A 24,841-nucleotide genomic window follows, 5' to 3' on the forward strand; every position below is an offset into this window, starting at 1 on the left:
GTGGTGCGGACTACAGCTCGGTGTCGCTTACGGTAGATACGTGACGACTCCAGCCCCCGAGAGCCAGGCCTCCGGCCCCGAGACGCCCCCGGCCTCCCGTTGGCCGGCGATTCTCACCTGGCGCGCCCACAACGCGTCGCGGATGGAGTCGGTGCGCGTGACCTTGAACGGCAATCGCATCCGCGCCGCCGGTCGCATGATCGGCGGCGCGTGCGACGACCACCCGGCGTTCAGCGCGTCCTACGACCTGGTCACCGACGAGAGCGGCGCCACCAAGCGGCTCTCGCTGCGTACCACCACGGCCGCCGGTGAGCGGCACGCGTCCATCGCCAGGGACGAGGAGAACTACTGGCTGGTCGACGCGGGCGGCAGCCACGTGCGCTCCACCTTCGCCGGTGCGCTCGATGTGGACGTGGTGCTCAGCCCGTTCTTCAACACGCTGCCGATCCGCCGCTTCGACCTGCAGCACGCGGTGCACGACGTCCAGGTCCCGGTCGTCTACGTGCGCCTGCCCGACCTGCTGGTGCAGGAGGCGAGCCTCACCTACAGCAGCGCCGCCGACGGCATCAGCGTGCTGTCGCCGGTTTCCAGCGCGACGGTCACCGTCGACGCGGACGGCTTCCTGCTCGACTACCCGGGTCTGGCCGAACGCATCTGAGTTTTCATCGCGTCGCGTTTTCTCGGCGGTGCTTCGGGATCAGGGCAGTCGAGTGATTACTCCGCCGCGTTGTCCGGCATCCCGAAGGTTCGCGAGCCAATTGTGGTCGCCGGGGTGGATGTCGGTGATTTCCCATCGGCGCGCGGTTTCGTAGCGTTCCCGGGCATCGTGTCCGGCTTCGACGAGATCGGCCAGGGAATTGTCGGCGCGCAGGCTGTCGCGTGCGGCGCCGAGCACGGTGAGCGTTTCCTCGAGGACGGTCAACAGTGCGCCGGAATTCGGTTCGCAAATGGCGCGCACTAGATCAGGTGCGGTGCCTGCGACGCGGGTGCCGTCGCGGAAAGAGCCCGCCGCCAGCCCGAGGGCCAGTCCGCCGCCCGCCGCCCCGGCCAGCGCCAGCGCCTCGGCGAGCACATGCGGCAGATGCGAGATCCGGGCCACCGCGCGGTCGTGCTCGTCGGCGACGGTCGGGACGACCACCGAACCGCAGTCCAGCGCCAGCCGCACGACCCTGGTCCACGGCTCGACGTGGGTGCCCTCGTCGACGCCGACCGCCCACACGGCGTCCCGGAACAAGCCGGAATCGGTGGCTGCCCACCCGGATTCGGCGGTACCCGCCATCGGGTGCCCGCCGACGTAGCGGGCCGACAAACCCTCCTTGCGCACCGCCTCGGCGACCGGTGCCTTCACGCTGACCACATCCGTCAGCCCGCAATCCGGCGCGTAGGTGGCGATGGCGGAGAGCATGTGCTCGACCGCAGGCATCGGCACGGCGATGACGATCAGCGCGTTCGCCGCCGCGGCCCGGGTGAGCGCGGAGGGCAGCTGCTCGGTGACGTCGAAGCCGTCGGCCCGCGCGGCCTGTGCGCCGACCGGCGATCGGTTGTACCCCCAGGCGTCGTACCCGGCGCCGACGGCCGCGCGCAGCAGGGAACCGCCGATCAAGCCGGTGCCGAGGACGCACACGGACGCTTTCCCAGTCGAAGTCACCGGAACAGATTCGCATACGACTTCAACATTTCGGCTCGGGCAGACTACCGTTGCGCCCATGGCAGCACAGCGCTCGGGCACGAATAGGGCGGCGTCGGATGATTACGACGACGTAGAAGGGTTCGCAGTGGCGGTTGTCCGCGAAGAAGGCAAATGGCGGTGCAGCCCGTTGAGCCAGGCCGCGCTCACGGATTTGTCCGCCGCGGAAAACGAACTGAAGGCCTTGCGTAGCTCGGGAGCCGTGTTCGGTCTGCTGGACATCGATGACGAGTTCTTCATCGTCGTCCGGCCCGCGCCGAGCGGCACCCGGATGCTGGTTTCGGATGCGACCGCCGCCATTGATTACGACATCGCCGCGGACGTCCTCGACGCCCTCAACGTGGAAATTCCGGACATCGACCCCGACGAACTCGACGACATCGAGCCGTGGGAAGAGGGCGACCTCGGCGTGCTCGCCGATCTGGGTCTGCCCGAGCCGGTACTGAGCGTCATCCTCGCCGAGACCGACCTCTACCCCGACGAGCAGCTCGGCATGATCGCCCAACGCCTCGGCTTCGCCGACGAACTCGCGGCGGTGCTGGACAAGCTCCCCCGCTGACATGACCGCCCCGTCGGACGCCGACATGGTGCGCGCCGCGATCGCCGCGGCCGCCGCGGCCGACCCACGCGACGTCCCCGTCGGCGCCGTCGTATTCGACTCCACCGGAAGGGAACTCGCGCGCGCGGCGAACGCGCGCGAGGCCCTCGGTGACCCCACCGCCCACGCCGAGATCCTCGCCCTGCGCCGCGCCGCCGAACTCCACGGCGACGGCTGGCGCCTCGAGGGTGCCACCCTGGCCGTCACCCTCGAGCCCTGCACCATGTGCGCAGGCGCCCTCGTCCTGGCCCGCGTCGCCCGCCTCGTCTTCGGCGCCTGGGAACCCAAAACCGGCGCCGTAGGCTCCCTCTGGGACGTAGTCCGCGACCGCCGCCTCAACCACCGCCCCCAAGTCCACGGCGGCATCCTCGAGCCCGACTGCGCCGCTCTCCTCAACACCTTCTTCCACACCCAGCGCTGAACCCACCTGACGCACGGTCCGCGCTCTCGACGCAGGCTGCCGCTTGCCTCATGCGGACCTTCCGTGCGTCACGTCACACCGCCTCCGTACCTGCGCTGGCGATTTAGCGATCCGGACCCATTCCGGTATGGTTGTCGGCGGTGGCGTGTCCGAGCGGCCTAAGGAGCACGCCTCGAAAGCGTGTGAGGGGTAACCCCCCTCCGAGGGTTCAAATCCCTCCGCCACCGCCAAAAAGCCCTTCATCTGCGCGAGCGGGTGAAGGGCTTTTATTTGGGGCGGGCTTCGACTTGTGGCGACGAGTGCGATTGGCACTGCACCATTGCTGTTCAGGCGACATGCTTGACGGTGACGATCTCCACGTCGAGGGCGTCGGACACCCGCAGCAGGGTTTTCAACGTGGGCACCACATCGCCGGACTCCAGCCGCGACACCGCGTGCTGCTTCAGCCCGGACCGCTCGGCAAGGTCCGATTGCGACCAGCCGCGCGCCTCGCGGGCGGCCCGGACTGCGTTACCGATTTCGGTGGCCAGCCGGAATGCCGCTGCGGCGGCCCGGTATTCGGGGGTGGCGCGCTTGGCGGTGAGGCTGGCGGCCATCTCGCCTCGGGTTTTCTTCGTGGGCTTCTTTGCACTGGTCACTTTTGTGGCGGTCATGGTCACTCCGTTTCGAACATCGTGTGATACGTGGTTTCGTGCTCGGTCTCGCAGACTTTGCGGGCCTGCTTTGCCCGCGCGACTTGTTTGATCTCCACCTGCTTGGTCTTGCGGAAAGCGGTGAGCAGGATCGCCAGCGGTCCTGTTTTCGGTGGAAACCAGTAGGTGATGCGGGTTGGCCGGTCACCGGTGAGCCGAAACCTGAGTTCGCGTACGCCCTCGCCGAGGTGGCGGCAGTGGGGTTCGCCGAGGGTTGGACCGTGTTCGGCGAGGTACCCGGCGGCGGTGTCGGCGCGGGCGAGGTCGACGATCGCCAGTGCATCGAGAAATTCGAGTACTTCATCGTCAAGGTAGATCTCGAACAGGTCCACTACCTCATATTATCACACGCATGTGATGATATGAGTTGCTCGCAACTGCCACTATTCGCCGCGGTGAACGTGAATCGCGGTGATCTACGGAGTCAACGACTCCGACTGGAACTGCACTATGGCCTCGGCGTTGACGCTGACCCAGGACAGTAGGCCGTGTAATTGTTCGGCGACTTCCTCGCCCATCGGGGTGAGGGTGTAGGTGACCTGGGGTGGGGTGGTGGGTTCTACGGTGCGGTCTACGAGGCCGTAATTGGTGAAGGTGCGCAGGTTTTGGGAGAGCATCTTTTCGCTGATGCCACCGATGTTGTCGCGCAGGGCGTGGAAGCGCAGGGGTCCGCAGCGTAAAGCCGAGAGGATGAGGACTCCCCAGCGGCTGGTCAGTTTGTCGAGGACGGTGCGGGCGGGGCAGTCGCTGTCGAATACGTCACGCTGGGGAGCGGGTGGCAGCTTGCTGTTCTGGAAACCTACGTCCACGGAATGAGCTTACTTTGAGGTAGGGACTTACCTGAAGTTAGCTTGCTTCGTATCGTGAGCGCATGGCTCAACCGAACAGAATTCTGGTGATCGGCGCGACCGGTCACGTTGGCGGGCAAGTTGTTTCGCAGCTGGCGGAGACGGGGGTGGCGGTGCGCGCACTGGTTCGCCGACCTGAAGCAGCGTCGTTGCCTGCCGATGTCGAGCTCGCGCCCGGCGATCTGGCCGCACCGGAGACGCTGGCTCGCGCACTCGACGGCGTGGACGCGGTGTACCTGACTTGGCCGACTTTGCCTGCCGCCGTGGCGAACTCGGCGGTTCAGGTGATCGCCGAGCACGCGGATCGTCTTGTCCTGCTGTCCTCCGGGGCGGTCCGGGACGACGTCGACGAGCAGGACAACCCGATCGGCGCGGCGCACGCGGCGGTCGAACGACCGATCGTCGAGTCCGGACTGGAATGGACCTTCCTGCGCCCACACGGTTTCGCGACGAACACCCTGGAATGGGCCCCGCAGATCCGCGCGGGCAATGTCGTACGCGGCGCGTACGGTGCGGCATCGATGACGCTGCTGCACGAGGCGGATATCGCCGCGGTCGCCGTCCGCGCGCTGACCACCGACGGGCACGCCGGGGCGAAATACGAACTGACGGGGCCGATTTCGCTGAGCAGAGTCGAACAGGTAGCCGCCATCGGAGCGGCACTGGGCCGCCCATTGGAATGGGAGGAACTCCCGCCGGAGCAGGCCGCACAGCACATGACCTGGCTCCCACCGGAATACGCGGACTTCGTGCTGGCCGGGCTCGCCGCGATGGTCGACGTACCCGGGCAACCGACATCGACGGTTCAGGAGGTCACCGGCTCACCCGCCCGCAGCTACCGGCAGTGGGCCGCCGACCACGCCGCGGACTTCGCCTGACGAGCGGTTAACCGATCCGCACGCAGGAACTACCGGTGTCGAGCCCGCTGCCGACGACCTCGACGGTGATGAACTTCGTCGAGGTGTACTTGCCCGGTTCACTCTGGATGCCGATCAAATTCTGCGAACCGACCCTGGTCGGCGTCCAGGTGGCGGTGACGGTGTTGTTCTCCGGATGGTGCACGACCTCGCCGGGGATCCGTTCACCGTTACCGGGGATCACCCCGCCGGCGAGCATGAAGAACACGGAGCCGGGTGGGATCACCGAGTCGGTGACGGTGGCCGTCACGGTGTAGCGACAGCCGGTCAGCAGCCCCTCGGCCCCGACGGCGGCGCTGACGGACTCCACGTCGGCGTTGGCCGGCGGACCGACGGTGACGGTGAGGGCTGCGAAGGCCGCGGCGCTCACGATGGTTCGGGGGAAGGACCTGCTCATCGTGCTACCTCCTGGACAGGTGGGTATGCGGGCGAGCTGCGAGGGTCAAGTGCCGCGTGACAAGAGCGTAATCGGTGGCGGCATCCGGTAACCGAAACTCTTGATGAATCGTGCGCCGACCTTGGCCTCTTCGGGCTCCAGCGGGCCGGCGCCGACCATGTTCATCATGCGGGTGGTCACGCCGAAGGTGACACCCACCCATACGGCCTCCTCGAACGCTGCCGCGGAAACGCCTGTTTGCCGGACTTTGTCCGCGTCGCCCGGGGTGAGTCCGTCGGGGTCGCGGGCCAGCTTCTCGAGGAATTCGAGCATCGCCCGTGCCTCGGGGCGCAGCGGCGAGTCGTCGCCGGCGGCCAAGGCCAGGCGCACGACGTTGCTGTCCGCGTACGCGCTGGCGATCGCGTGATGGGCCGACGCGCAGAAGGGGCATTCGTTCGTCTGCGCCGTGCCGGTGGCGAAGATCTCGCGTTCGCCCTCGGTCCAGAACGAGGGTCCGCGCATGGCCTGGTGGGTGAGGTCGGACAGCGGTGTCCCGAGATAGCGATGCCGATAGCACATCACCTTCAGCACCGCGGGCACTTCCCCCTTGGTGAATCGCCGCATCATGGCGAACATCAACCGGGTCGGCCGATCATGTCCGGATTCGACTGCTGTGAGCCACATTTCAGCGTCCTTCCCACGCGCGGCGGGCAGCCCGCAGGCGCCGGTCGGCCGCCCCGTACGCCGCGACGGCGGCCGCCTCGAAGATCTCGTCGTCGCTATGGCCCGCCGCCGTCAGCTCGGCGACGGTCGCCGCGGTAACCCGGGAGGAACGCTGCGCGACCAGATCGGTGAAGGCGGCGAGCTCGGCGGAAATGCCGTCACCCTCCGCCGAATCGGTTGCGCGCCTGCGGATCTGCCGACGCACCTCGCCCGGTAGCCGTCCGGGCGCGGACTCGAGATGTTCACCTAACCGCTGCCACTGCTCATCCATCGACCGCTCCATCGACCCATCATCCCTTGCTCGGCGTGCCGTCGGTCCACTATCGGAAGGCTAGGTGGGCCAAGCTCATTCGCCCTTCGGCTCGCAGTATTGCGGTGCGCCGGTCCAGCTCGGCACCGGAGGGCGGTGCGCCTCCCGCGTCTTCGTCGCGCAGCATCGACACCGATTCGCGGTGGGCCGGCTCCACCCGTGCGGTCGGGTAGCAGCGCCACCGTCCACAACTGCCTGACCTGCGACGACACGCCCATGATCCAGCCGGCGAGCAATAGTTCACCCGCAACGGATATTTCGCCCGAACCGGGGTATACGCCGGATAGCTAAATGCGGGAAGGACGTGGTGGCCCATGCGCCGTCGAACAGTCCGCTCGAGACCGATGAGCGAGAGAAACATGAGAATCGGAAGCATTATTGTCCTGGTCTGGCTGCTGATCGGCGTTATCGCCGCAGCCCAGCGCGACTACTTCGACAGTGGCCCGGTGAACTGTGCCGGTACCGGCACCATCGTGGTCACCGTGATCGCAGGCCCGCTCAACTACATGGGTGTGAACCCCAAGGTCGACGATTGCAATGTCCCGCAACCCAGTCCGTAGTCGCCAGACCCGGTGATCGCGGATAGCGCACCGGCCCAACCCATTCGGTGACCTCGCGCCCGGCAGCGGGCGCGAGGCCCGCCGCGTGCGGGCGCGCAGAGGTTCCGCCGCGTTTGCGAGGCGCAGGAGCTTCGCCGCATCGTCGGCTGCACGCAGGAGCCTCCGCAATCGTCGGCGGCGCGCAGGGTCCTCGTCGCGTTCGGCGCGTCGCGTTCCGCGCCACATAATGAGCTTGCTCAAAAGACGCCGACGAACGAGGCAGCGATGCGACTTGGCAGCTTGATTGTCGTGCTCTGGCTGGTGGTCGGCGTGATCGCCGCGGGCCAGCGCGACTACTTCGACAGCGGTCCGATCAATTGCGCCGGATTCGGCAATACCGCGCTTACTGTCCTCGCCGGCCCGCTCAACTACGTGGGCGTGAACCCGAAGGTCGCCGACTGCAACGTGCCGCAGCCGAGCCCGTAGGGGATAAACCGTGCTCAGACGGGTATTCCCAGGTGGGGAGCACGGAAAGGGAGCGACGACATGCGCGACCACGAGATTCGCGACCGCGGTATGCGCGGTCGAGCAGTGCACCGTACAGGTACTCGGTTCTTCAGCTTTCTGTTGCTGATCTGGTTGGCCGTCGGCTTGCTCGCCGCCGGTCAGCGTCACTATTTCGACAGCAGTCCGACCAATTGTGCGGGCTGGGGCACGATAGCCGTCACGGCGATCGCGGGCCCGCTCAACTACATGGGTGTGAACCCGAAGGTCGACGACTGCACGTTGCCGCAGCCGAGCCAGTAAACGACCTCGCCCCGCACCGCGCGGTGCGGGGCGAGTGTCATCAACCGACGTCAGCGGATTGCCGCGCCGCTCCCGGCGTCGGCTGTCCACGCAACGCGAACAACTTGGCACCCTCCACATCGATATCGGGCACGATCTTGTCCAGCCACCGCGGCATCCACCATGCCCACTTGCCCATCAGCGCGAGCAGCGACGGGATCAACAGCATGCGCACCAGGAAGGCGTCGAACAGCACGCCGGCCGCCAGCGCGAAACCCATCATCTTCGCGGTGACATCGGACTCCAGCAGGAACGAGCCGAACACCGAGATCATGATGATCGCCGCGGAGGTCACCACCCGGGCGCCGTGGTGATAACCGCTGATCATCGCCTCCTTCGGCGGTTTGCCGTGCACGTATTCCTCGCGCATCCGGGTCACCAGGAACACCTGATAGTCCATCGCGAGGCCGAACACCAAGCCGATCAACATGATCGGCAGGAAGCTGACGATCGCCCGCGGATCCTGGATCAACCCGAGCTTGCCCTCCTGGAAGATCAGCACGGTCGCGCCGAACGTCGCCGCCATGGAGAGCAGGAACCCGAGCGCGCCGGTGAGCGGCACCAGGATGGACCGGAAGACCAGGATCAGCAGGATGAACGCGGCGCCCGCGACGATGGCCATGTACGGCACGATCTTGCTGAGCAGCACATGGTCGATGTCGGCGTAGATGGCGGTGGTGCCGGTGATGCCGTATTCCATCCCGTACTCCGCTTCGAGCCGCCCCTCGGCGTCGCGGGCGTCGCGGACCAGATCCTTGGTGGATTGATCGTTCGGGCCTGACTTCGGCACACCGTTGATGACGGCGCCGAGCCCGTCCTGGCTCAGGCGAGGCTCGGTCACGTAGTCCATGTCCGGGTAGGACGCCAGCTCGTCCCGCAGGGAGCTGAGCGCCGCTGTGCGTTTCTCAGCCGGTACGGCGGTGAGATCCACCGCTACTTGCAGGACGCCGTTGCTGCCCTCGCCGAACCCGGCCGTGCGCAGTTCATAGGCCTTCCGGACGGTGGAGGTCTTGGGCATGCTGTCTTCGCCGGGCAGCCCGAGGTTCATATTGACCGCGGGCAGGGCGAGCAAACCGAGCACGACAACGCTGAGGATCAGCGCGACAGCAGGCGCCTTGCCGATGGCCTGGGCGACCCGCATGCCATTGGTGACCGAGCTGTCGTCCTCCGGATCGTGCTGGGCGATGACCGGCAGTTTCGGCTTGAACAGGAAGCGGCCGAACGCGCCGAGCAGCGCGGGCATGAGGGTGATCGCGGTGAGCACCGCGAACGCCGCGGCGACCGCGCCACCGAGACCCATGAAGGTGAGGAATCGAACGCCGACGATGCTGAGCCCGACCAGCGCGATGATCACGGTGAGACCGGCGAACACCACTGCGGACCCGGCCGTGCCGAGCGCGGTACCGGCCGCCTCTTCGGGCGAATCCTGTACTGCCAGTTCATGTTTGTAGCGCGAGACGATGAACAGCGCGTAGTCGATGGACAACGCGATGCCGATCATCGAGGCGAGGAAGGTGGTGAAGCTGGGGATGGAAAGGAACGACGTACCGAGGAAGATCAGCGAGGTGGCCGCACTCAGTCCGACGATCGCGGTGATGATCGGCACGAACGCGGCGACGATCGCGCCGAACGCCACGATCATCACGATCAGCGCGACGGCCATGCCGATCAGCTCGGACTTACCGCTTGGCGCCTGCTGCTCCATCGCGATGGTGCCGCTGAGCTCGACCGACAATCCCGCGCCGCGCGCCTGGTCGGCCGCGTCGTAGGCGGCCTTGCGGTTGTCGGCGGTGACGTCGGTGAAGTTCTTGATCCCGAACGGCACGGAGAAGAACGCGACAGTGTCACGCTCGGTCTTGTTGAGCACGTTCAACGGTGCGCCGCTGCATTTCGAGGCGTCCGGGTCGGGGACGAGGCAGCCCATCTCCTCGGTCGCGGTGATCGGGTTGGGGATCGGCTTGCTGTGGTCGACGATGTCGAGCTGGTTCAGCTTCGCGATCAGCGCGTCGATCGCCTGCCGGTTGACCGGATCGGTGAGCTTCTGCCCAGCGGGCGCGCCGAGCACGTAGGTCCCGGTCACGGCGTCGAATTTGAACGCCTCGGACATGCCTGGGAAGTGCTTGTCCAGAATCTGCGTCGCGCGCTCCGACGGCAGGTTGGGCATGCTGAAGTCGTCGCTCATCGGCTCCTTCAGCTGTGTCCCCAGCGCACCGAGAACCAGGAAGCCGACAATCCAGATGGGCAGCACTATCCACTTGTGGCGGAAGGCGAATTTTCCCCATCGGTACAGGTACACGGACACAGGGTTCTCCTCGCGGTGATCGAGTCGTGCCGGATCGAGCGACAAAACGCGCGCGGGCCGACTGCACCCGCCGGGGAACTACCGAGCTGGAGGCCGAACTGCTACTGAGTCTGCTGTGGACAGCGCACAAGATCAAGAACCGACCCCGGATACGACTCGGCCCCGCACCCGAGAACGGGGGCGGGGCCGAGAGGTAGTACCGGGGATCAGCCGACGCCGACCGGCTCCTGCACCGTGTCGGCCGAGCGCTGCTGCAGTTCACGCAGCTTCGCACCCTCGACGTCGATGTCGGGCAGGACCCGGTCCAGCCACTGCGGAATCCACCACGACCACTTGCCCATCAGGATCAGCAGCGACGGGATCAGCACCATCCGGACGATGAACGCGTCGAACAGCACACCGGCCGCCAGCGCGAAGCCGAACGACTTCGCCGTCACGTCGGTCTCCATCAGGAACGAGCCGAACACCGAGATCATGATGATGGCCGCGGAGGTCACCACGCGGGCGCCGTGGTGATAACCGGCGACGACCGCGTCCTTGGGCGATTTGCCGTTGACGAACTCCTCGCGCATCCGGGTCACCAGGAACACCTGGTAGTCCATCGCGAGGCCGAACACCAAGCCGATCAACATGATCGGCAGGAAGCTGACCAGCGGGTGCGGGTCCTCGATGAGCCCGAACTTGCCCTCCTGGAAGATCAGCACGGTCGCGCCGAACGTCGCCGCCATGGAGAGCAGGAAGCCCAAGGCCGCGGTCAGCGGCACCAGGATCGAGCGGAACACCAGGATCAGCAGCACGAACGCGGCGCCGGCGACGATCGCCAGGTACGGCACGATCTTGCCGAGCAGCACGTTGTCCACATCGGCATAGATGGCGGTGGTGCCGGTGATGCCGTACTCCATGCCGAACTCGGCCTTCAACTGGCCTTCCGCGTCACGGGCGTCGCTCACCAGGTCCTTGGTGGCCTGGTTGTTCGGACCCGACTTCGGCACGCCGTCGAGCAGCACGCCCTGCTTGTCCTTGCTCCACTGCGGCTCGGTCACGTAGTCCATGCCGGGGTAGGCGGAGAGCTTGTCGCGCAAGGCCTTGACCGCGTTGTCCCGGTTCTCCTCGGGCACCTTCGACAGGTCGGCCACCACGTTCAGCACGCCGTTGCTGCCTTCACCGAACCCCTCGGTGCGCAGCTCGTAGGCCTTGCGAATGGTGGAGGTCTTCGGCTGGCTGTCGTCGCCGGGCAGGCCGAGGTTCAGTCCGGCCGCGGGCGCGGCCAGCGCGCCGAGCACCACGACGCTGAGGACCAGCGCGACCCACGGCGCCTTGCCGATCAGCTTGCCGAAGCGCATGCCGTTGGTGACCGAGTTGTCGTCCTCGGGGTCGTGCTTGGCGACGAGCGGCAGTTTCGGCTTGAACAGGAAGCGGCCGAACGCGCCGAGCAGCGCGGGCATGAGGGTGATCGCGGTGAGCACCGCGAACCCGGCGGCGATCGCGCCGCCCAGACCCATGAAGGTCATGAACTGCACGCCGACGATGCTGAGCCCGCCGAGCGCGATGATCACGGTGAGACCGGCGAACACCACTGCGGACCCGGCGGTACCGAGCGCGGTACCGGCTGCTTCCTCTGGCGAATCCTGTACTGCCAGTTCATGTTTGTAGCGCGAGACGATGAACAGCGCGTAGTCGATGGACAACGCGATGCCGATCATCGAGGCGAGGAAGGTGGTGAAGCTCGGCACCTCGATCACCGAGGTACCCAGCATGATCAGCGAGGTGGCCGCACCGAGGCCGACGATCGCGGTGACGATCGGCACGAAGGCAGCGACGATCGCGCCGAACGCCACGATCATCACGACCAGCGCCACGCCCATGCCGATCAGCTCGGACTTGCCGCTCGGCGCCTCCTGCTTCATCGCGATCGAGCCGCTCATCTCGACGGTCAGCCCGGCGTTGCGCGCGTCGGCGGCGACCGCGTAGGCCGCGTCGCGCTGCTCGTCGGTGACGTCGGTGAACTTCTTGATGGCGAACGGCACGTTCAGCACCGCGACCGAGTTGGGCACGGTCTTGCTCAGCACGTTCAGCGGCGCGCCACTGCACTGGGCCGGATCAGGGTTGGCCAGACAGCCCATCTTGTCGGCCGCTTCGACCGGGTTAACAATCGGCTTGCTGTGGTCGACGATGTCGAGCGCGCCGAGCTTGGCGATGAAGGCGTCCAGGGCCGTCCGGTTCACCTGGTCGGTGAGCTTCTGGCCGGCCGGCGCGCCGATCACATAGGTGCCGGTGACAGCGTCGAACTTGAACGCCTCGGAGGCGCCGGGAAAGTGCTGGTCGAGAATGTCGTTGGCGCGGGCCGACGGCAGGTCCGGCATGCTGAAGTCGTTGGTCATCGGCTTGCTGAGCTGTGCGCCGAGGCCGCCGAGGAGCAGGAACAGAACGAGCCAGGCGGGAAGTACTATCCACTTTCTTCGGAAAGCGAACTTTCCCCATCGGTACAGATAAACGGACACGAAGGAATCTCCTAGCGATAGCTGGGTGCGTGCTGATCAAGCCGGAGACAGCACTCGCGGGGCGCCCTGCCTGTCCCCGCCTCCACTGGCGCTTTCTGCCTACCGTGCGGTAGGTAGACTATCGAGGTCTAAGCGGAGGCACAACCTCAATTTCGCGGGCATCGTTAGCTCGGCGCACGAATGGTGAGAGGATCACTTGATGGCCGCTCGTTCCGTCCCCGCCACCGTTGCCGCTGGTCGGGGCACTAAATCCGCGATACGCGACGCCGCGGTGAAGCTGTTCGGTGACAAAGGATTCGAGCAGACCAGCCTGCGCGAGGTCGCCGATGCGGTGGGAATCACAAAGGCGTCGCTCTACTATCACTACGCCTCGAAGCTCGATCTACTGCACGCGATCATCGATCCGATCATCGATCACCTGCGTTCGGTGGTCGTCGATCTGGACCGGACGCCGCACGACGCGGACGGCATTCGCTACGTGTTGCGCAGCTACCTGCGCGGCATGGTGCACCACCGCGACGCGGGGGCGCTGGTGCTGCGCGACACCGTGACGATCGTCAACGCGGTGGCCGACCGACACCCCGATCTCGTCGACGACGATCAGACCCTGCGCGAATGGCTGGCCGGCCCGGACGCCACCGATGAAGCCAAGCTGCGCGCCAGTGCCGCGCTCGCGATGCTCGGCGTCGCGCTGATGTCCAAGGAGTTCGCACCCGGCGCGGACGACGCGCTGGTGGAGGCCACGCTGCTCGATGCGGCGACCTGCGTGCTGACTCCGCTGCGTAGCGCGTAGATTGCAGCTACTCGTCGGACCACCGCAAACGCCAGGAGACGCTGTGCACATCACCGCGAAGGTCGACTACGCGGTGCGGACGCTGCTCGAAATCGCCCGCGCACCGCGGTTGAATCAGGTCCCGAGCGGCCCGGTCGTGCAGGCGGCGCCGGTCGTCAAGGCCGACGCCATCGCGACCGCTCAGCGCATTCCGCCGAAGGTGCTCGAGACCGTGCTCGGCGATCTGCGCCGCGCCGATCTGGTGATCAGCAGGCGCGGCCCCGACGGCGGTTACTGGCTGGCCCGCCCGGCGTCGGAGATCTCCGTCGCCGATGTGATCAGGGCGATGGAGGGTCCACTCGCCTCGGTGCGCGGCGAGCGGCCCGAGGACGTGACGTATTCGGGTGCGGCCGAATCGCTGCAACGGGTCTGGATCGCCTTGCGGGTGAATATTCGTGCGGTACTGGAGAACGTGTCGATCGATGAGGTCGCCGACAATCGGCTGCCCGAGTTCGTCGACGCGCTCACCAACGATCCGGGTGCGTGGGCGCGCAGAGAGCATCCGCTGAATTAGGTCGGCGATCGGCACATGCATCGGATGAATCAGCAGCCAGGGCCGCGCGATTGGTGGGTAAGCGCCTCGACTGGAGGGTATTGATGCTGGTCAGAAATGTTTACGACGGCCGTCACCGGTTGCCGGTAGCCTGCGATCCATCATGCTGATTCGACTACTGCGCACCTATCTGTACCCCTACCGCGCCCAGCTGGCCGGGGTCGTTGTGCTGCAGTTGATCTCGGTGATCGCGATGTTGTATCTGCCGAGTCTCAACGCCGATCTCATCGACAACGGTGTCACCAAGGGCGATATCGGATACATCTGGAGCACCGGCCTGTGGATGCTCGCGGTCACCGGCGTGCAGATCGTCGCCTCGGGCTGCTCGGTGTACCTAGGGGCGCAGGCGGCCATGGGCGCGGGCCGCGATATGCGCGGCGCACTGCTGCACCGGGTCGGCACCTTCTCCGCGCGCGAGGTCGGCATGTTCGGCGCACCCTCGCTGATCACCCGCAATACCAATGACATTCAGCAGGTGCAGCTGCTCATCGCGATGTCGGCGACCATCCTGGTGATGGCGCCGATCATGTGCGTCGGCGGCATCGTCATGGCGCTGCGCGAAGACCTCGGCCTGTCCTGGTTGTTGTTGATCGCGGTGCCCGCGCTTGGCCTGTCGATGGCTTTCATCATCAGCAAGATGGTGCCCGGCTTCCGGGACATGCAGACCAGAATCGACGAGGTGAACCGGGTACTGCGCGAGCAGATCACCGGCATCCGCGTCGTGCGGGCCTTCGTCCGGGAACGCCAGGAGACCTGGCGCTTCGGCGTCGCCAACTCCGAGCTGACCGACACCGCGCTGCGCGTCGGCAGGCTGATGGCGCTGATGTTCCCGCTGGTCATGCTGATCAGCAATGTCACCGCCGTCGCGGTGATCTGGTTCGGCGGGCACGCCGTCGACGCGGGCACCATGCAGATCGGCTCGCTCACCGCGTTGCTCTCCTACATCATGCAGATCCTGATGGCGGTGATGATGGCCTCGTTCCTGGCCATGATGGCGCCGCGCGCCGCGGTCTCCGCCGACCGGATCGGCGAGGTGCTCGAGACCGAGTCCTCGGTCGTCCCGCCGCCGCTGCCGCAACCGTTCCAGGGCAACCCCGCCGACGTCGACTTCCAGTTCGCCGAGTTCGCGTTCCCCGGTGCCGAGAAGCCGGTGCTGAAAGCCATTCGGTTCCAGGTGAAGCCGGGCACCACCACCGCGATCGTCGGTGCCACCGGTTCGGGCAAGACCACGCTGCTCAACCTCATTCCGCGGCTGATGGACGTCACCGACGGCGCGGTCTACCTCGGCGGCACCGATGTCCGGCACATCGACCTCGAACTGCTGCGCGCGCAGATCGGCCTGATCCCGCAGAAGGCCTATTTATTCTCCGGGACGGTGGCCAGCAACCTGCGCTACGGCAATCCGGACGCCACCGACGCGGACCTGTGGCGCTGCCTGGAGATCGCGCAGGCCGCCGACTTCGTGCGAGACATGCCGCAGGGCTTGGACACTCCGGTCGCACAGGGTGGCACGACGGTCTCGGGTGGTCAGCGCCAGCGGCTCGCCATCGCGCGCGCCCTGGTCAAGAAACCCCGGGTCTATCTGTTCGACGACTCCTTCTCCGCGCTCGACGTGGCGACCGACGCTCGATTGCGGGACGCACTGCGGCCGGTGACCAAGGATTGCGCGGTCATCATTGTGGCGCAACGGATTACCACGATTCGCGATGCGGATCAGATCGTGGTGCTCGAGGACGGCGAGATGGCCGGTGTCGGTACGCACGAGCAATTGATGCGCGACTGCAAGGAGTACCAAGAGATCGTGTCGTCCCAGCTGAGCGCGGAGGAGGTGCGATGAGGCCGGGAATGCCGGCCCCCGGTGCGCCGGACGCCAAGCCGAAGTCGTTCGGGCCGTCGCTCAAGCGACTGCTGCGCAGGCTCGCGCCGGAACGCATGTTCGTCTGGCTCGTCGTGGCGCTCGCCATCGTCTCGGTGGTGCTGAACACGCTCGGTCCGTACCTGCTCGGTAAGGCGACCAACATCGTCTTCGACGGTGTGGTCGGCAAGCAGCTGGATGTGCCTGCGGGGACCACCAAGGAGCAGGCGGTCGAGTACCTGCGGGCCAAGGGCGACAACACCTTTGCCGACATGCTCAGCGCCATGCACGTGGTGCCCGGAGTCGGCGTCGACTTCGACGCGGTCGGCCGGGTGCTGCTGCTGGTGCTCGCCCTCTACCTCGGCGCGTCGGTGTTCGGTTGGTTGCAGGCCTATCTGCTCAACCTGGTGATCAACCGGACGGTCAAGCGGCTGCGCAGCGACATCGAGGACAAGATCCATCGACTTCCGTTGCGCTACTTCGATTCTCAACCGCGCGGCGATGTGCTGAGCCGGGTCACCAACGACGTCGACAACGTCGCGCAGAGCCTGCAGCAGACGATGAGCCAGTTGATCGTCTCGGTGTTCACGGTGCTCGGCATCCTGGTGATGATGTTCTGGATCTCGCCGCTGCTGGCGCTGATCGCCCTGCTCACCGTGCCCGCCGCGGTGTACGTCACCGCGCTGATCGCCAAGCGTTCCAAGCCGCACTTCGTGGCCCAGTGGAAGAACACCGGTCTGGTGAACGCACAGGTCGAGGAGGCCTACACCGGGCACGAGATCGTCACCGCGTTCGGCCGCAACCGGGAGGTCGGCGCGGAGTTCGACAAGCGCAACGAGGAGCTCTACCAGTCGAGTTTCAAGGCGCAGTTCATCTCCGGGCTGATCATGCCCGCGATCATGTTCCTCGGGAATGTGAACTTCGTGCTGGTGGCGCTGGTCGGCGGCCTGCGGGTCGCGACGGGCCAGCTCTCGCTCGGCGATGTGCAGGCCTTCATCCAGTACTCGCGTCAGTTCAGCCAGCCGCTCACCCAGATCGGCGCGATGGCTAACCTGCTGCAGTCCGGCGTCGCCTCGGCCGAGCGGATCTTCGAGATCCTCGACGCCGAGGAGCAGAGCCCCGACCCGGAGGTGGCCGACACCCGCCCGGTCGACCGCGGGCAGGTCGAGTTCGAAGGCATCTCGTTCCGCTACGAACCGGAGCAGCCGGTGATCGAACGGCTGTCGCTGCTCGCCGAACCCGGCCACGTGGTCGCCATCGTCGGCCCGACCGGCGCGGGCAAGACCACGCTGGTGAATCTGCTGATGCGGTTCTACGAACTGGACTCCGGCGCGATCACCATCGACGGCGTCGACATCACCCGGATCAGCCGCGATCACCTGCGTTCCCGCATCGGCATGGTGCTGCAGGACACCTGGCTGTTCAAGGGGACCATCCGGGAGAACATCGCCTACGGCAACCCGAACGCCGGTGAAGCCGACATCCTCGCCGCCGCGCGGGCCGCGTACGTGGACCGTTTCGTGCACGCGCTGCCCGATGGCTACGACACCGTCATCGACGAGGAGGGCTCCGGCGTCAGCGCCGGTGAGAAGCAGCTGATCACCATCGCCAGGGCGTTCCTGGCGAAGCCGTCCATCTTGATCCTGGACGAGGCGACCAGCTCGGTGGACACCCGCACCGAACTGCTGGTGCAGCACGCGACCGCGGCCCTGCGCCGCGACCGCACCAGCTTCGTCATCGCGCACCGTCTGTCCACCATCCGCGACGCCGATCTGATCGTCGTCATGGAGGCAGGCCGCATCGTCGAGCACGGCACCCACGAACGCCTGCTGGCCGAACGTGGCGCCTATTACCGCCTCTACAACGCGCAGTTCGCGGCCGCGGCGGCCGAGGTGTAGCTGAGCGAGAATGTCCGGCTCGCGGCGGCGGCCGCGGCGGTGTGGCCCAGGTCGAGAACGCTCAGTTCACCGACTATCGGTTGCCTCGGTGAGAACCGAGTCGCGGACCTGGGAGGATGGCCGAGTGGTTGGACCCGGATCTTTTTCGTTCGCTGTTCGTAAGCGCCTGGAAGCGCGGCACGGCCGATCGGGCGTGATCAGCACGCCGCACGGCGATATCGCCACCCCCGCGTTCATCCCGGTCGGCACCAAGGCGACGGTGAAGGCGGTGCTGCCGGAGACGATGAAAGAGATCGGCGCGCAGGCTCTGCTCGCCAACGCCTACCACCTCTATCTACAGCCGGGGTCCGACATCGTGGACGAGGCGGGCGGGCTCGGCAAGTTCATGAACTGGCCCGGTCCCACCTTCACCGACAGCGGCGGCTTCCAGGTGATGTCGCTGGGCGTCGGTTTCAAGAAGGTGCTCGCGATGGAAGCGGTGGATGTCCGCAGCGACGACGTGATCGCGAAGGGCAAGGAGCGGCTGGCGACGGTCGATGACGACGGCGTCACCTTCCGCTCGCACCTCGACGGCTCGAAGCATCGGTTCACCCCCGAGGTGTCGATGGGCATCCAGCACCAGCTCGGCGCCGACATCATGTTCGCCTTCGACGAGCTCACCACCCTGCTCAATACCCGTGGTTATCAAGAGAAGTCGTTGCAGCGCACACACGAGTGGGCGCAGCGTTGCCTGGACGAGCACGAGCGACTGACCGCGGCCCGCACCCACCGTCCGTACCAGGCGCTGTTCGGCGTGATCCAGGGCGCGCAGTACGAAGACCTGCGGCGCAAGGCTTGTCGCGGCCTGGAATCATTGCGCGGCAGTGAGGGAACGGGTTTCGACGGTTACGGCATCGGCGGCGCGCTGGAGAAGCACAATCTCGGCACCATCGTCGGCTGGTGCAGCGACGAACTGCCCGAGGACAAGCCGAGGCACATGCTCGGCATCAGTGAGCCGGAGGACATCTTCACCGCCGTGGAGAACGGCGCGGACACCTTCGACTGCGTGAACCCGTCGCGGGTCGCGCGCAATGCCGCCATCTATGTCGCCGAGGGCCGATTCAACATCAACACCAGTCGTTTCCGGCGCGACTTCACGCCCATCGACGAGACGTGCGACTGCTACACCTGCGCCAATTACACCCGCGCCTACCTGCACCATCTGTTCAAGGCCAAGGAGATCCTGGCCGCCACCCTGTGCACCATTCACAACGAGCGCTACACGATTCGGCTGGTCGACCGGATCCGCGAGAGCATCGAGGGCGGCTACTTCGACGAGCACAAGGCCGAGACGCTCGGTCGCTGGAAGGGCCGCATCCCGACGCCGTAGACCGGCGGCCCCGGACTCCACGGTGTGCAGTCCGGTGGCCGCCAACGTCTTTCAGCTCTGTAGTGCGGGTTCTTTGCGGGGTGCGTAGGTCGGCTCGTTCTTCTTGAGCCAGGCGATCACCCGATAGGTGATCGGCAGCACCAGGATCTCCGCGAGCGTCTTCCACAGGAAGCCGACGATCACGTAGTTCACGAACTGGCTCCACGAGTCGATGCCGATGGCGGTGGCCGCGATCGAGCAGAAAATCAGCGTGTCACCGAACTCGCCGACCACGGTGGAGCCGATCAGCCGCGCCCACAGGTGCTTTTCCTTGGTCCGCTCCTTGATCAGCACCAGCGTCGCGGAGTTCAGCATCTCGCCGACGAAGTAGCCGGCCAGGCCCGCGGCCACCAGCTGCGGCGTGCTGCCGATGACGGAGCGGAACGCGTCCTGATTCTCGTAGAACGCCGCGGCCGGCAACTCGATCGCGATCTTGAAGCACACCACCGTCAGCAGCAGGACGGCGAAGCCGTAGTAGATGGCCCGGCGCGCGGACCGGAAGCCGTAGATCTCGCTCAGCACATCGCCGAGGATGTAGGCGAGGGGAAAGAGGAAGAAGGCGCCGTCGGTGCTGATCGGCAGCAGCTCCACCGGTCCGATCTTCACCGACTGATCGGTGAAGAACTGCACGCCCTTGGTCGCGCAGATATTGGAGATGATCAGCGTCGCCGTGAACAACGCCACGATCGGTGTGTAGTACCCCCGCGCCACCTGGGCGAATGCCGCATGTGCCGGCGCGGGGTGCCCAGGTTCCGGGGCTTCGGGTTTATTCGGCTCACTCACCCGCATCATCCAACCAGGTTGTGGAATACCCTGTAGCAATGACGAATCCCGGCGATTCCGACGAATGGTGGAAGCAGTACGGCGGCCAAGGCGTATCGCCGGAATCCGGTGCGCAAAGCTCTGTTCCGCAACACCCGAACGCTGACCAGCCCTCGGGGTACCCGTCGACGCCGCAATACCCGCAACAGTCCGCTCAGCCCATGACGCCCCCGCCGCAACAGCAGTACCCGGGCTACCAGCAGCAACCGTATGGCCAACCGCAGCAGCCCTACGGTCAGCAGCCGAACTACGGCTACCAGCCCGCCTACCAGCCCTACGGCATGCCGCCGCAGCAGGGCACCAACGGCATGGCGATCGGCGCGCTGATCTCCTCGCTGGCCGGGTTCGTCACCTGTGGCCTCGGCTCGATCATCGGCATCATCCTCGGCGTCATCGCCTTGAACCAGGTCAAGCAGTCCGGCCAGGAAGGCCGCGGCATGGCGCTCGCGGGCGTCTGGATCGGCGTCGGCTCCATCGTGCTCGGCATCCTGTGGTTCGTCGTCGCGTTCGTAGCCGGGTTCAGCGGCATGTAGCCGGTATGAACGAACAGGGGGCACCCGGTCTCGGATGCCCCCTGGTTGTGCAGCAGTTGACCACGTTAATTCGGGCTCGCGCCGAACAGTGGCGACAGTCCTACTGGCGCAGCTTGCTCGCTACACGCATTTGAACATGGGGTTTCCGATGATTTGCCGGATCTCCAACTCGCCGGGGCACACCCCGCCATTTGCGCTGATCCACGCCGCCGAAGCGGCCAGAGCACCTGCTACCGCGGGGCATGCTAGTCCTACGGTAGCCCCGCAGATGGTTGCGCCGAGGGCCGCAGCACCACCCGCGGCGACCATCTGCTGCTCTGCTGGTGTCAGGTAAAGGTAGCTACCCACTCCCGCGCCGACGCGCCACTGCGGGGCTTTTTGGTTGATCCCCGCGCTGTTCGGCGCAGCAGTAGCGAGGGCAGGTGATAGCGCGGCGCCCGCACCCGCCATCGCTGCGAGCAAGATTCCAGCGGCTGCGATCTGCTTACGGATTTTCATCTTGTTCCAATCGTGAGTTGTGTATTGCGGCTAACTGCACCGGAGTGCAGTTCCTGGTTTGGTGAGTGGCAGCTCCCCGAACCGAGGTTCTTGAGCCCGGGCCATCGCGGGCGGGATCCGGCATTAAGCATCGGACGCGTCGGTGATGCGTGGGGCATCAACGATGCTGTGACGGTGGATAGTTGGCAGAGATGCCACCGGTATCGCTGATCAGGGCGAGTTGGATTTCGGGCCGCGCACGCTCGGGCCAAACGAGGCCGTTGCGGACGACTTGATCATCGGCGAACGCATTGTCGTGAGTTGGCGCCGACTTCGCTGCAGCAGTGGATGAAAGCACTGTGACAACAATGAGCCCCCCCGGGTGAGTAGATCGTACTTGCTTTGGGTGACGAGCAAGATCTAACTTTCGCAAAACGCTACCTGGTCGATTCTCGAACAGCAAGCGATTCAACAGCTTTGAATCAACATAGCGAAAGGCTATGATTGAGTGACATTGAACAATGGTGTGTGTTGACGCAGGCCGATAAAGCTCTCTATCTCAGCGGTCAACGCCTGCGGGACAGTCCGCGACTATGCGTGGGAGCCGGCCTGACGAAGTGCTGCGCCTGGGTCGTCGGCGGCGGGGCCAGCGGCCAGCTCGCCGAGCGCACGAAACGTCAGGGGCGCACCCGAATCGGGTGCGCCCCTGACGTAGCTGTCGGTTCGTACGACGAAGTTCAGGCCTTGACGACCTGGGTCCCGCCGGCGAACTTGTCATGCCAGCCCTGCTTGTTCTGGTCCTGCTCGATGGTGACGGCGATGTAGATTGCCAGACCCAACGAAAGAAGCGAGCCGAGGCAGTAGACGATGTTGAACGCAACGAACAGGTTGCGCTTGAGCGACGTCTGTACGTCGATCTTTGCCGCGCCACCTGGTGCGAGCACCTTGAGGCCGAGGATCTTCTTGCCCAAGGTCGCGCCCTGCGATGTTTCCATCAGCACGTAGTAGGCGGTTACCAGGACATAGGCAAGCGCGGTAGCGAGGATGGTGCCGGCGATGCCGCCGATGCTGAAGGCGATCAGCCAGTACACGATGCCCGCCGGGATGCCGCTGATGATGCCATCAATGACACGCGCACCGAACCGGGACAGCAGGTCACCCGGCTGCCCACCGTAGTTGTTGAAACCGCCCGGCTGCTGCGGGTACTGACCGTAGGCGTCCTGCGGCTGCCCGTACTGCGGCGCCTGGCCGTACTGCGGCTGCTGCCCGTACTGCGGCGGCTGCTGACCGTACTGGGGCTGCTGGCCGTACTGCTGGCCGCCCTGGGGGAACTGTTGGCCGCCCTGCGGATACTGCTGACCGCCTTGCGGATGTTGCTGGCCGCCTTGCGGGTACGGCTGCCCATACGGCTGCCCGCCCTGCGGATATTGGTTGGGGTCGTACCCACCGCTTGTCATAGTTGTTTGTCCTCGTCGAGTGATCAGTAGTTGGACGAATGCGTACGTTACGGACATCGACTGCGTTGCAACAACCCATTCCCGTCGAGTATCCACGGTTCGTGTGGCAGATGTGCCGGGTCGAAACTGTCGAGGAGCTCCGCCGACGAGGTTGCCGCGTAGCCCAGTGATCGGGCCAGCGCGGCCACTACCTGGTCGGGCGTGTTGCCGAGCGCGAGTTGATCGGACAGCGTGACCGCGCCGTCGCGCTTGGCCAGGCGTTGCCCTTCGGTGTTGAGTACCAGCGGAACGTGGGCGTAGTGCGGCACCGGCAGGTCGAGCAATGTCGCGAGGTAGGCCTGCCGTGGCGTGGACGGCAACAGATCGTCGCCGCGCACCACCTGGTCGATGCCCTGCGCCGCGTCGTCGACCACCACCGCGAGGTTGTAGGCGGGAATGCCGTCCCCGCGCCGCAGCACCACGTCGTCCACCGGGGCGCGATAGCGTCCGTGCAGGTCGTCGACGATCTCGAATTCGGTTGCCGCCGCACGTAAGCGCAGCGCGGCCTGGCGACCTTCGTCGCGAAATCTGGTGCGCGCCTGCTCGGTCAGGGTGCGGCAGGTGCCGGGGTAGGCGCCCAGCGGACCGTGCGGTGCCGTCGCCGCCTGCTGGATTTCCCTTCGCGTGCAGAAGCATTCGTAGGTGAGCCCGGCGGCGGTGAGCCGGTCGATGGCGGCCTGGTAATACGGCAACCGCTCGGACTGCCGGACCACTGGACCATCCCAGTCGAGCCCGATCGCGGCCAGATCGTCCAGCTGTCGCTGCTCGGCGCCGGGGCGGACGCGATCGAGATCCTCGACCCGGATCAGGAAGCGCCGGCCGGTCGAGCGGGCGAACGCCCACGCGAGCAGGGCCGTGCGCAGATTCCCGACGTGCAGGTCCCCGGAGGGGCTCGGCGCGTACCGGCCCGCACCCGGCTCAGGCACGGGCCCGGCTGGAACGGGATGACGTGGACACGATGCCCATCGTAGATATCAGCCGCGCAGGCGCGGCGTCAGCTCCGTCGGCGAGATCGGGGTGCCCGCGTCCAAGGCGGCGAGCAGTGCTTGCGCGTGCGCGATCAGACCCGCGCGGTCGATGCCGTAGGGCACGTCCGCATCGTCCGCCGGGTGAAACTCGGTGAGCCGGGTGATCGCGCGGGTGAGCAGCGTGCGCGCGCCCTTCGCATTACCACGCTGGATGTGTGTGACACCGACAGCGAGCTGGGCCAGCGCCTGCCACAGCATCCGTTCGGCGAACGGGCCGTTCTTCCACGCCGCCTCTAATACCTCGTGCGCGTTGAATGCCAAACCATCGTCCAGCAGTTGCTGAGCGAAGGTGAGGGTTTGCTGCGGTGGCAGGTCCAGATCGTCGGGAATTCGGGCAACTCCGGCACTGCCGGGCGGAAGCGGGCGGCCCAGTCGATCACGCGGACGTGAGTTGAGGGCGCGACCTGCGTCGTCGCGATCGCGGTCAACCATGACTTCCATCATGCACTGCCCCGGCGATGGCGTCGATGTGCCAGTGTCCGAAGACGGAAATGATGACGGATCACAGAGCAATCACATAGGCCATAACGTTTGCGGATGACCGATCAGGGGAATGGTCTATACCTTTCGGCAATGTTTCCGCAACATTTTTTCTTCGCAAACTTGGCATTTGCGATGGCCTAATAGCCAAGAGCTGGGCAAACTTTCAATAGACCTGCTAAGGTCTGAGTTGCGGGGGCAGCCCTCAAAAGTGGTGTTTGTACCTAGTGGTGCAAGGGTGATGATGTCGCACCGTAGAAACCGCGTGCTAACGCAATGCATAGAACGCATGCGGTGGCCCCTGCAGGTGTTCGGTGCGAGCGGAACCATGTCAGGTAAATTCTCGTTCTCGACGCAGGCAAAGGAGCTAGTGCCGTGAAAGTTGATCTGACGGACGCTGTTTGGCGTAAGAGTACCTTTAGCGGACCCGACGGAGCCTGTGTAGAAGTAGCCTTCCTCAAGGAAGGCAATGTGGCTGTTCGGGATACCAAGGCGCAGAAGCGCGGCCCGGTACTTGCCTTCACTCCACACGAGTGGGACGCGTTCCTTGGCGGGATATTGGCAGGAAACTTCAGGCACGTCTGAACTTTCGGCCGCATACCTCGGGTCGGTTGCGACTCGAGGTAGCCGCTTTGTTCATGTTTCGAGCACTGATTCGGCTCGATCCGGAACTGGGCCGGGCACGTATCCGGTATCTTC

28 protein-coding genes and 1 tRNA gene are annotated in these 24,841 nt (G+C 65.8%); 15 read left to right on the plus strand and 14 right to left on the minus strand.

The genetic code is table 11. The features are described 5' to 3' along the window. Positions 1 to 40: 40 nt before the first annotated feature. Positions 41 to 658 (plus strand): putative glycolipid-binding domain-containing protein, encoded by a 618-nt coding sequence (locus tag DMB37_RS22010; protein WP_107653662.1) that lies wholly within the window; start codon positions 41 to 43, stop codon positions 656 to 658. Positions 659 to 697: 39 nt separating this feature from the next. Here DMB37_RS22010 and DMB37_RS22015 read toward each other — a convergent pair whose 3' ends face one another. Beyond that, complete coding sequence (locus DMB37_RS22015; RefSeq protein WP_240771612.1) at positions 698 to 1,648, minus strand: prephenate dehydrogenase; 951 nt, start codon at positions 1,646 to 1,648, stop codon at positions 698 to 700. A 58-nt stretch (positions 1,649 to 1,706) separates the two neighbouring features. Here DMB37_RS22015 and DMB37_RS22020 point away from each other — a divergent pair, with 58 nt between their 5' ends. The 3 genes from DMB37_RS22020 to DMB37_RS22030 all read left to right on the plus strand — a co-directional run bounded on the left by DMB37_RS22020 (position 1,707) and on the right by DMB37_RS22030 (position 2,936). After that, entirely contained in the window at positions 1,707 to 2,246 is a 540-nt protein-coding gene (locus DMB37_RS22020) for a tRNA adenosine deaminase-associated protein (RefSeq protein ID WP_107653664.1), read from the plus strand. A gap of 1 nt (position 2,247) precedes the next feature. Continuing rightward, on the plus strand, positions 2,248 to 2,706 hold the full coding sequence (locus tag DMB37_RS22025) for a nucleoside deaminase (protein ID WP_135234325.1): 459 nt from the start codon (positions 2,248 to 2,250) through the stop codon (positions 2,704 to 2,706). A gap of 139 nt (positions 2,707 to 2,845) precedes the next feature. Next, a tRNA-Ser gene (locus tag DMB37_RS22030) sits at positions 2,846 to 2,936 on the plus strand. A gap of 96 nt (positions 2,937 to 3,032) precedes the next feature. On the opposite strand, the gene DMB37_RS22035 is transcribed toward DMB37_RS22030, so the two are convergent. From DMB37_RS22035 to DMB37_RS22045, 3 genes are all read right to left on the minus strand, one after another. Then, on the minus strand, positions 3,033 to 3,359 hold the full coding sequence (locus DMB37_RS22035; protein WP_135234326.1) for a multiprotein-bridging factor 1 family protein: 327 nt from the start codon (positions 3,357 to 3,359) through the stop codon (positions 3,033 to 3,035). 2 nt (positions 3,360 to 3,361) lie between these two features. Then, entirely contained in the window at positions 3,362 to 3,730 is a 369-nt protein-coding gene (locus tag DMB37_RS22040; RefSeq protein WP_135234327.1) for a type II toxin-antitoxin system RelE/ParE family toxin, read from the minus strand. 84 nt (positions 3,731 to 3,814) lie between these two features. Then, on the minus strand, positions 3,815 to 4,207 hold the full coding sequence (locus DMB37_RS22045) for a helix-turn-helix domain-containing protein (RefSeq protein ID WP_135234328.1): 393 nt from the start codon (positions 4,205 to 4,207) through the stop codon (positions 3,815 to 3,817). A 62-nt stretch (positions 4,208 to 4,269) separates the two neighbouring features. On the opposite strand from DMB37_RS22045, the gene DMB37_RS22050 reads away from it, so the two are divergent. Continuing rightward, positions 4,270 to 5,124, plus strand: a complete 855-nt coding sequence (locus tag DMB37_RS22050) for an NAD(P)H-binding protein (protein WP_135234329.1) — start codon at positions 4,270 to 4,272, stop codon at positions 5,122 to 5,124. A gap of 7 nt (positions 5,125 to 5,131) precedes the next feature. On the opposite strand, the gene DMB37_RS22055 is transcribed toward DMB37_RS22050, so the two are convergent. From DMB37_RS22055 to DMB37_RS41975, 4 genes are read right to left on the minus strand one after another with little or no spacing between them, the layout of a single operon-like run. Continuing rightward, positions 5,132 to 5,560: a hypothetical protein gene (locus tag DMB37_RS22055; RefSeq protein WP_135234330.1), complete on the minus strand. Its 429-nt coding sequence runs from the start codon at positions 5,558 to 5,560 to the stop codon at positions 5,132 to 5,134. A gap of 45 nt (positions 5,561 to 5,605) precedes the next feature. Continuing rightward, on the minus strand, positions 5,606 to 6,223 hold the full coding sequence (locus DMB37_RS22060) for a carboxymuconolactone decarboxylase family protein (RefSeq protein ID WP_135234331.1): 618 nt from the start codon (positions 6,221 to 6,223) through the stop codon (positions 5,606 to 5,608). Position 6,224: 1 nt separating this feature from the next. Then, positions 6,225 to 6,533, minus strand: coding sequence for a hypothetical protein (locus DMB37_RS22065; RefSeq protein ID WP_135234332.1), 309 nt, complete (start codon positions 6,531 to 6,533; stop codon positions 6,225 to 6,227). Between the two features lie 49 nt (positions 6,534 to 6,582). Further along, the gene (locus DMB37_RS41975) at positions 6,583 to 6,948 is read right to left on the minus strand and encodes a DUF6191 domain-containing protein (RefSeq protein ID WP_370465174.1); all 366 of its coding nucleotides are present in this window, start codon (positions 6,946 to 6,948) and stop codon (positions 6,583 to 6,585) included. Between DMB37_RS41975 and DMB37_RS22070 the strand changes: the two genes are divergently transcribed. The 3 genes from DMB37_RS22070 to DMB37_RS22080 all read left to right on the plus strand — a co-directional run bounded on the left by DMB37_RS22070 (position 6,932) and on the right by DMB37_RS22080 (position 7,918). Next, complete coding sequence (locus DMB37_RS22070) at positions 6,932 to 7,132, plus strand: hypothetical protein (protein WP_135234333.1); 201 nt, start codon at positions 6,932 to 6,934, stop codon at positions 7,130 to 7,132. The two genes, DMB37_RS41975 and DMB37_RS22070, sit on opposite strands and share 17 nt — an antisense overlap. 264 nt (positions 7,133 to 7,396) lie before the next feature. Next, the gene (locus DMB37_RS22075; RefSeq protein WP_107653672.1) at positions 7,397 to 7,597 is read left to right on the plus strand and encodes a hypothetical protein; all 201 of its coding nucleotides are present in this window, start codon (positions 7,397 to 7,399) and stop codon (positions 7,595 to 7,597) included. Positions 7,598 to 7,687: 90 nt separating this feature from the next. Next, positions 7,688 to 7,918 (plus strand): hypothetical protein, encoded by a 231-nt coding sequence (locus tag DMB37_RS22080; RefSeq protein ID WP_135237748.1) that lies wholly within the window; start codon positions 7,688 to 7,690, stop codon positions 7,916 to 7,918. A 40-nt stretch (positions 7,919 to 7,958) separates the two neighbouring features. On the opposite strand, the gene DMB37_RS22085 is transcribed toward DMB37_RS22080, so the two are convergent. Further along, on the minus strand, positions 7,959 to 10,259 hold the full coding sequence (locus DMB37_RS22085) for an MMPL family transporter (protein ID WP_135234334.1): 2,301 nt from the start codon (positions 10,257 to 10,259) through the stop codon (positions 7,959 to 7,961). A 206-nt stretch (positions 10,260 to 10,465) separates the two neighbouring features. Beyond that, positions 10,466 to 12,760 (minus strand): MMPL family transporter, encoded by a 2,295-nt coding sequence (locus DMB37_RS22090; protein ID WP_135234335.1) that lies wholly within the window; start codon positions 12,758 to 12,760, stop codon positions 10,466 to 10,468. Positions 12,761 to 12,959: 199 nt separating this feature from the next. Here DMB37_RS22090 and DMB37_RS22095 point away from each other — a divergent pair, with 199 nt between their 5' ends. The 5 genes from DMB37_RS22095 (at position 12,960) to tgt (ending at position 19,267) form a co-directional block, all read left to right on the plus strand. After that, a complete protein-coding gene (locus tag DMB37_RS22095; RefSeq protein ID WP_135234336.1) occupies positions 12,960 to 13,553 on the plus strand; it encodes a TetR/AcrR family transcriptional regulator in 594 nt (197 codons plus the stop codon). Positions 13,554 to 13,596: 43 nt separating this feature from the next. Beyond that, positions 13,597 to 14,106 carry an Rrf2 family transcriptional regulator gene (locus tag DMB37_RS22100; RefSeq protein WP_135234337.1) on the plus strand — a complete coding sequence of 170 codons (510 nt, stop codon included), beginning with the start codon at positions 13,597 to 13,599 and terminating at the stop codon, positions 14,104 to 14,106. Positions 14,107 to 14,248: 142 nt separating this feature from the next. Beyond that, the gene (locus tag DMB37_RS22105) at positions 14,249 to 15,982 is read left to right on the plus strand and encodes an ABC transporter ATP-binding protein (protein ID WP_135234338.1); all 1,734 of its coding nucleotides are present in this window, start codon (positions 14,249 to 14,251) and stop codon (positions 15,980 to 15,982) included. Continuing rightward, the gene (locus tag DMB37_RS22110) at positions 15,979 to 17,898 is read left to right on the plus strand and encodes an ABC transporter ATP-binding protein (RefSeq protein WP_135234339.1); all 1,920 of its coding nucleotides are present in this window, start codon (positions 15,979 to 15,981) and stop codon (positions 17,896 to 17,898) included. Before DMB37_RS22105 ends, DMB37_RS22110 begins: the two co-directional genes overlap by 4 nt. 124 nt (positions 17,899 to 18,022) lie before the next feature. Further along, positions 18,023 to 19,267, plus strand: a complete 1,245-nt coding sequence (tgt, locus tag DMB37_RS22115; RefSeq protein WP_135234340.1) for a tRNA guanosine(34) transglycosylase Tgt — start codon at positions 18,023 to 18,025, stop codon at positions 19,265 to 19,267. A gap of 51 nt (positions 19,268 to 19,318) precedes the next feature. On the opposite strand, the gene DMB37_RS22120 is transcribed toward tgt, so the two are convergent. Further along, the gene (locus DMB37_RS22120) at positions 19,319 to 20,098 is read right to left on the minus strand and encodes a queuosine precursor transporter (RefSeq protein ID WP_135234341.1); all 780 of its coding nucleotides are present in this window, start codon (positions 20,096 to 20,098) and stop codon (positions 19,319 to 19,321) included. Between the two features lie 29 nt (positions 20,099 to 20,127). On the opposite strand from DMB37_RS22120, the gene DMB37_RS22125 reads away from it, so the two are divergent. Beyond that, complete coding sequence (locus tag DMB37_RS22125; RefSeq protein ID WP_135234342.1) at positions 20,128 to 20,661, plus strand: DUF4190 domain-containing protein; 534 nt, start codon at positions 20,128 to 20,130, stop codon at positions 20,659 to 20,661. Between the two features lie 1,214 nt (positions 20,662 to 21,875). On the opposite strand, the gene DMB37_RS22130 is transcribed toward DMB37_RS22125, so the two are convergent. Genes DMB37_RS22130 through DMB37_RS22140 form a run of 3 tightly spaced genes read right to left on the minus strand, consistent with a single transcriptional unit; the run spans position 21,876 to position 24,094 of the window. Further along, complete coding sequence (locus DMB37_RS22130; protein ID WP_135234343.1) at positions 21,876 to 22,595, minus strand: RDD family protein; 720 nt, start codon at positions 22,593 to 22,595, stop codon at positions 21,876 to 21,878. Positions 22,596 to 22,642: 47 nt separating this feature from the next. Continuing rightward, positions 22,643 to 23,560, minus strand: coding sequence for a tRNA glutamyl-Q(34) synthetase GluQRS (gene gluQRS / locus DMB37_RS22135; RefSeq protein ID WP_135234344.1), 918 nt, complete (start codon positions 23,558 to 23,560; stop codon positions 22,643 to 22,645). 48 nt (positions 23,561 to 23,608) lie between these two features. Further along, complete coding sequence (locus DMB37_RS22140; protein ID WP_135234345.1) at positions 23,609 to 24,094, minus strand: DUF309 domain-containing protein; 486 nt, start codon at positions 24,092 to 24,094, stop codon at positions 23,609 to 23,611. 423 nt (positions 24,095 to 24,517) lie between these two features. Between DMB37_RS22140 and DMB37_RS22145 the strand changes: the two genes are divergently transcribed. Next, the gene (locus DMB37_RS22145; RefSeq protein ID WP_135234346.1) at positions 24,518 to 24,727 is read left to right on the plus strand and encodes a DUF397 domain-containing protein; all 210 of its coding nucleotides are present in this window, start codon (positions 24,518 to 24,520) and stop codon (positions 24,725 to 24,727) included. The last annotated feature ends 114 nt before the right edge of the window (positions 24,728 to 24,841 follow it).

Origin of the sequence: Nocardia sp. CS682 (genome assembly GCF_004634405.1) — a bacterium.
In the GTDB taxonomy this organism is placed as follows: Bacteria; Actinomycetota; Actinomycetes; order Mycobacteriales; family Mycobacteriaceae; genus Nocardia; species Nocardia ninae.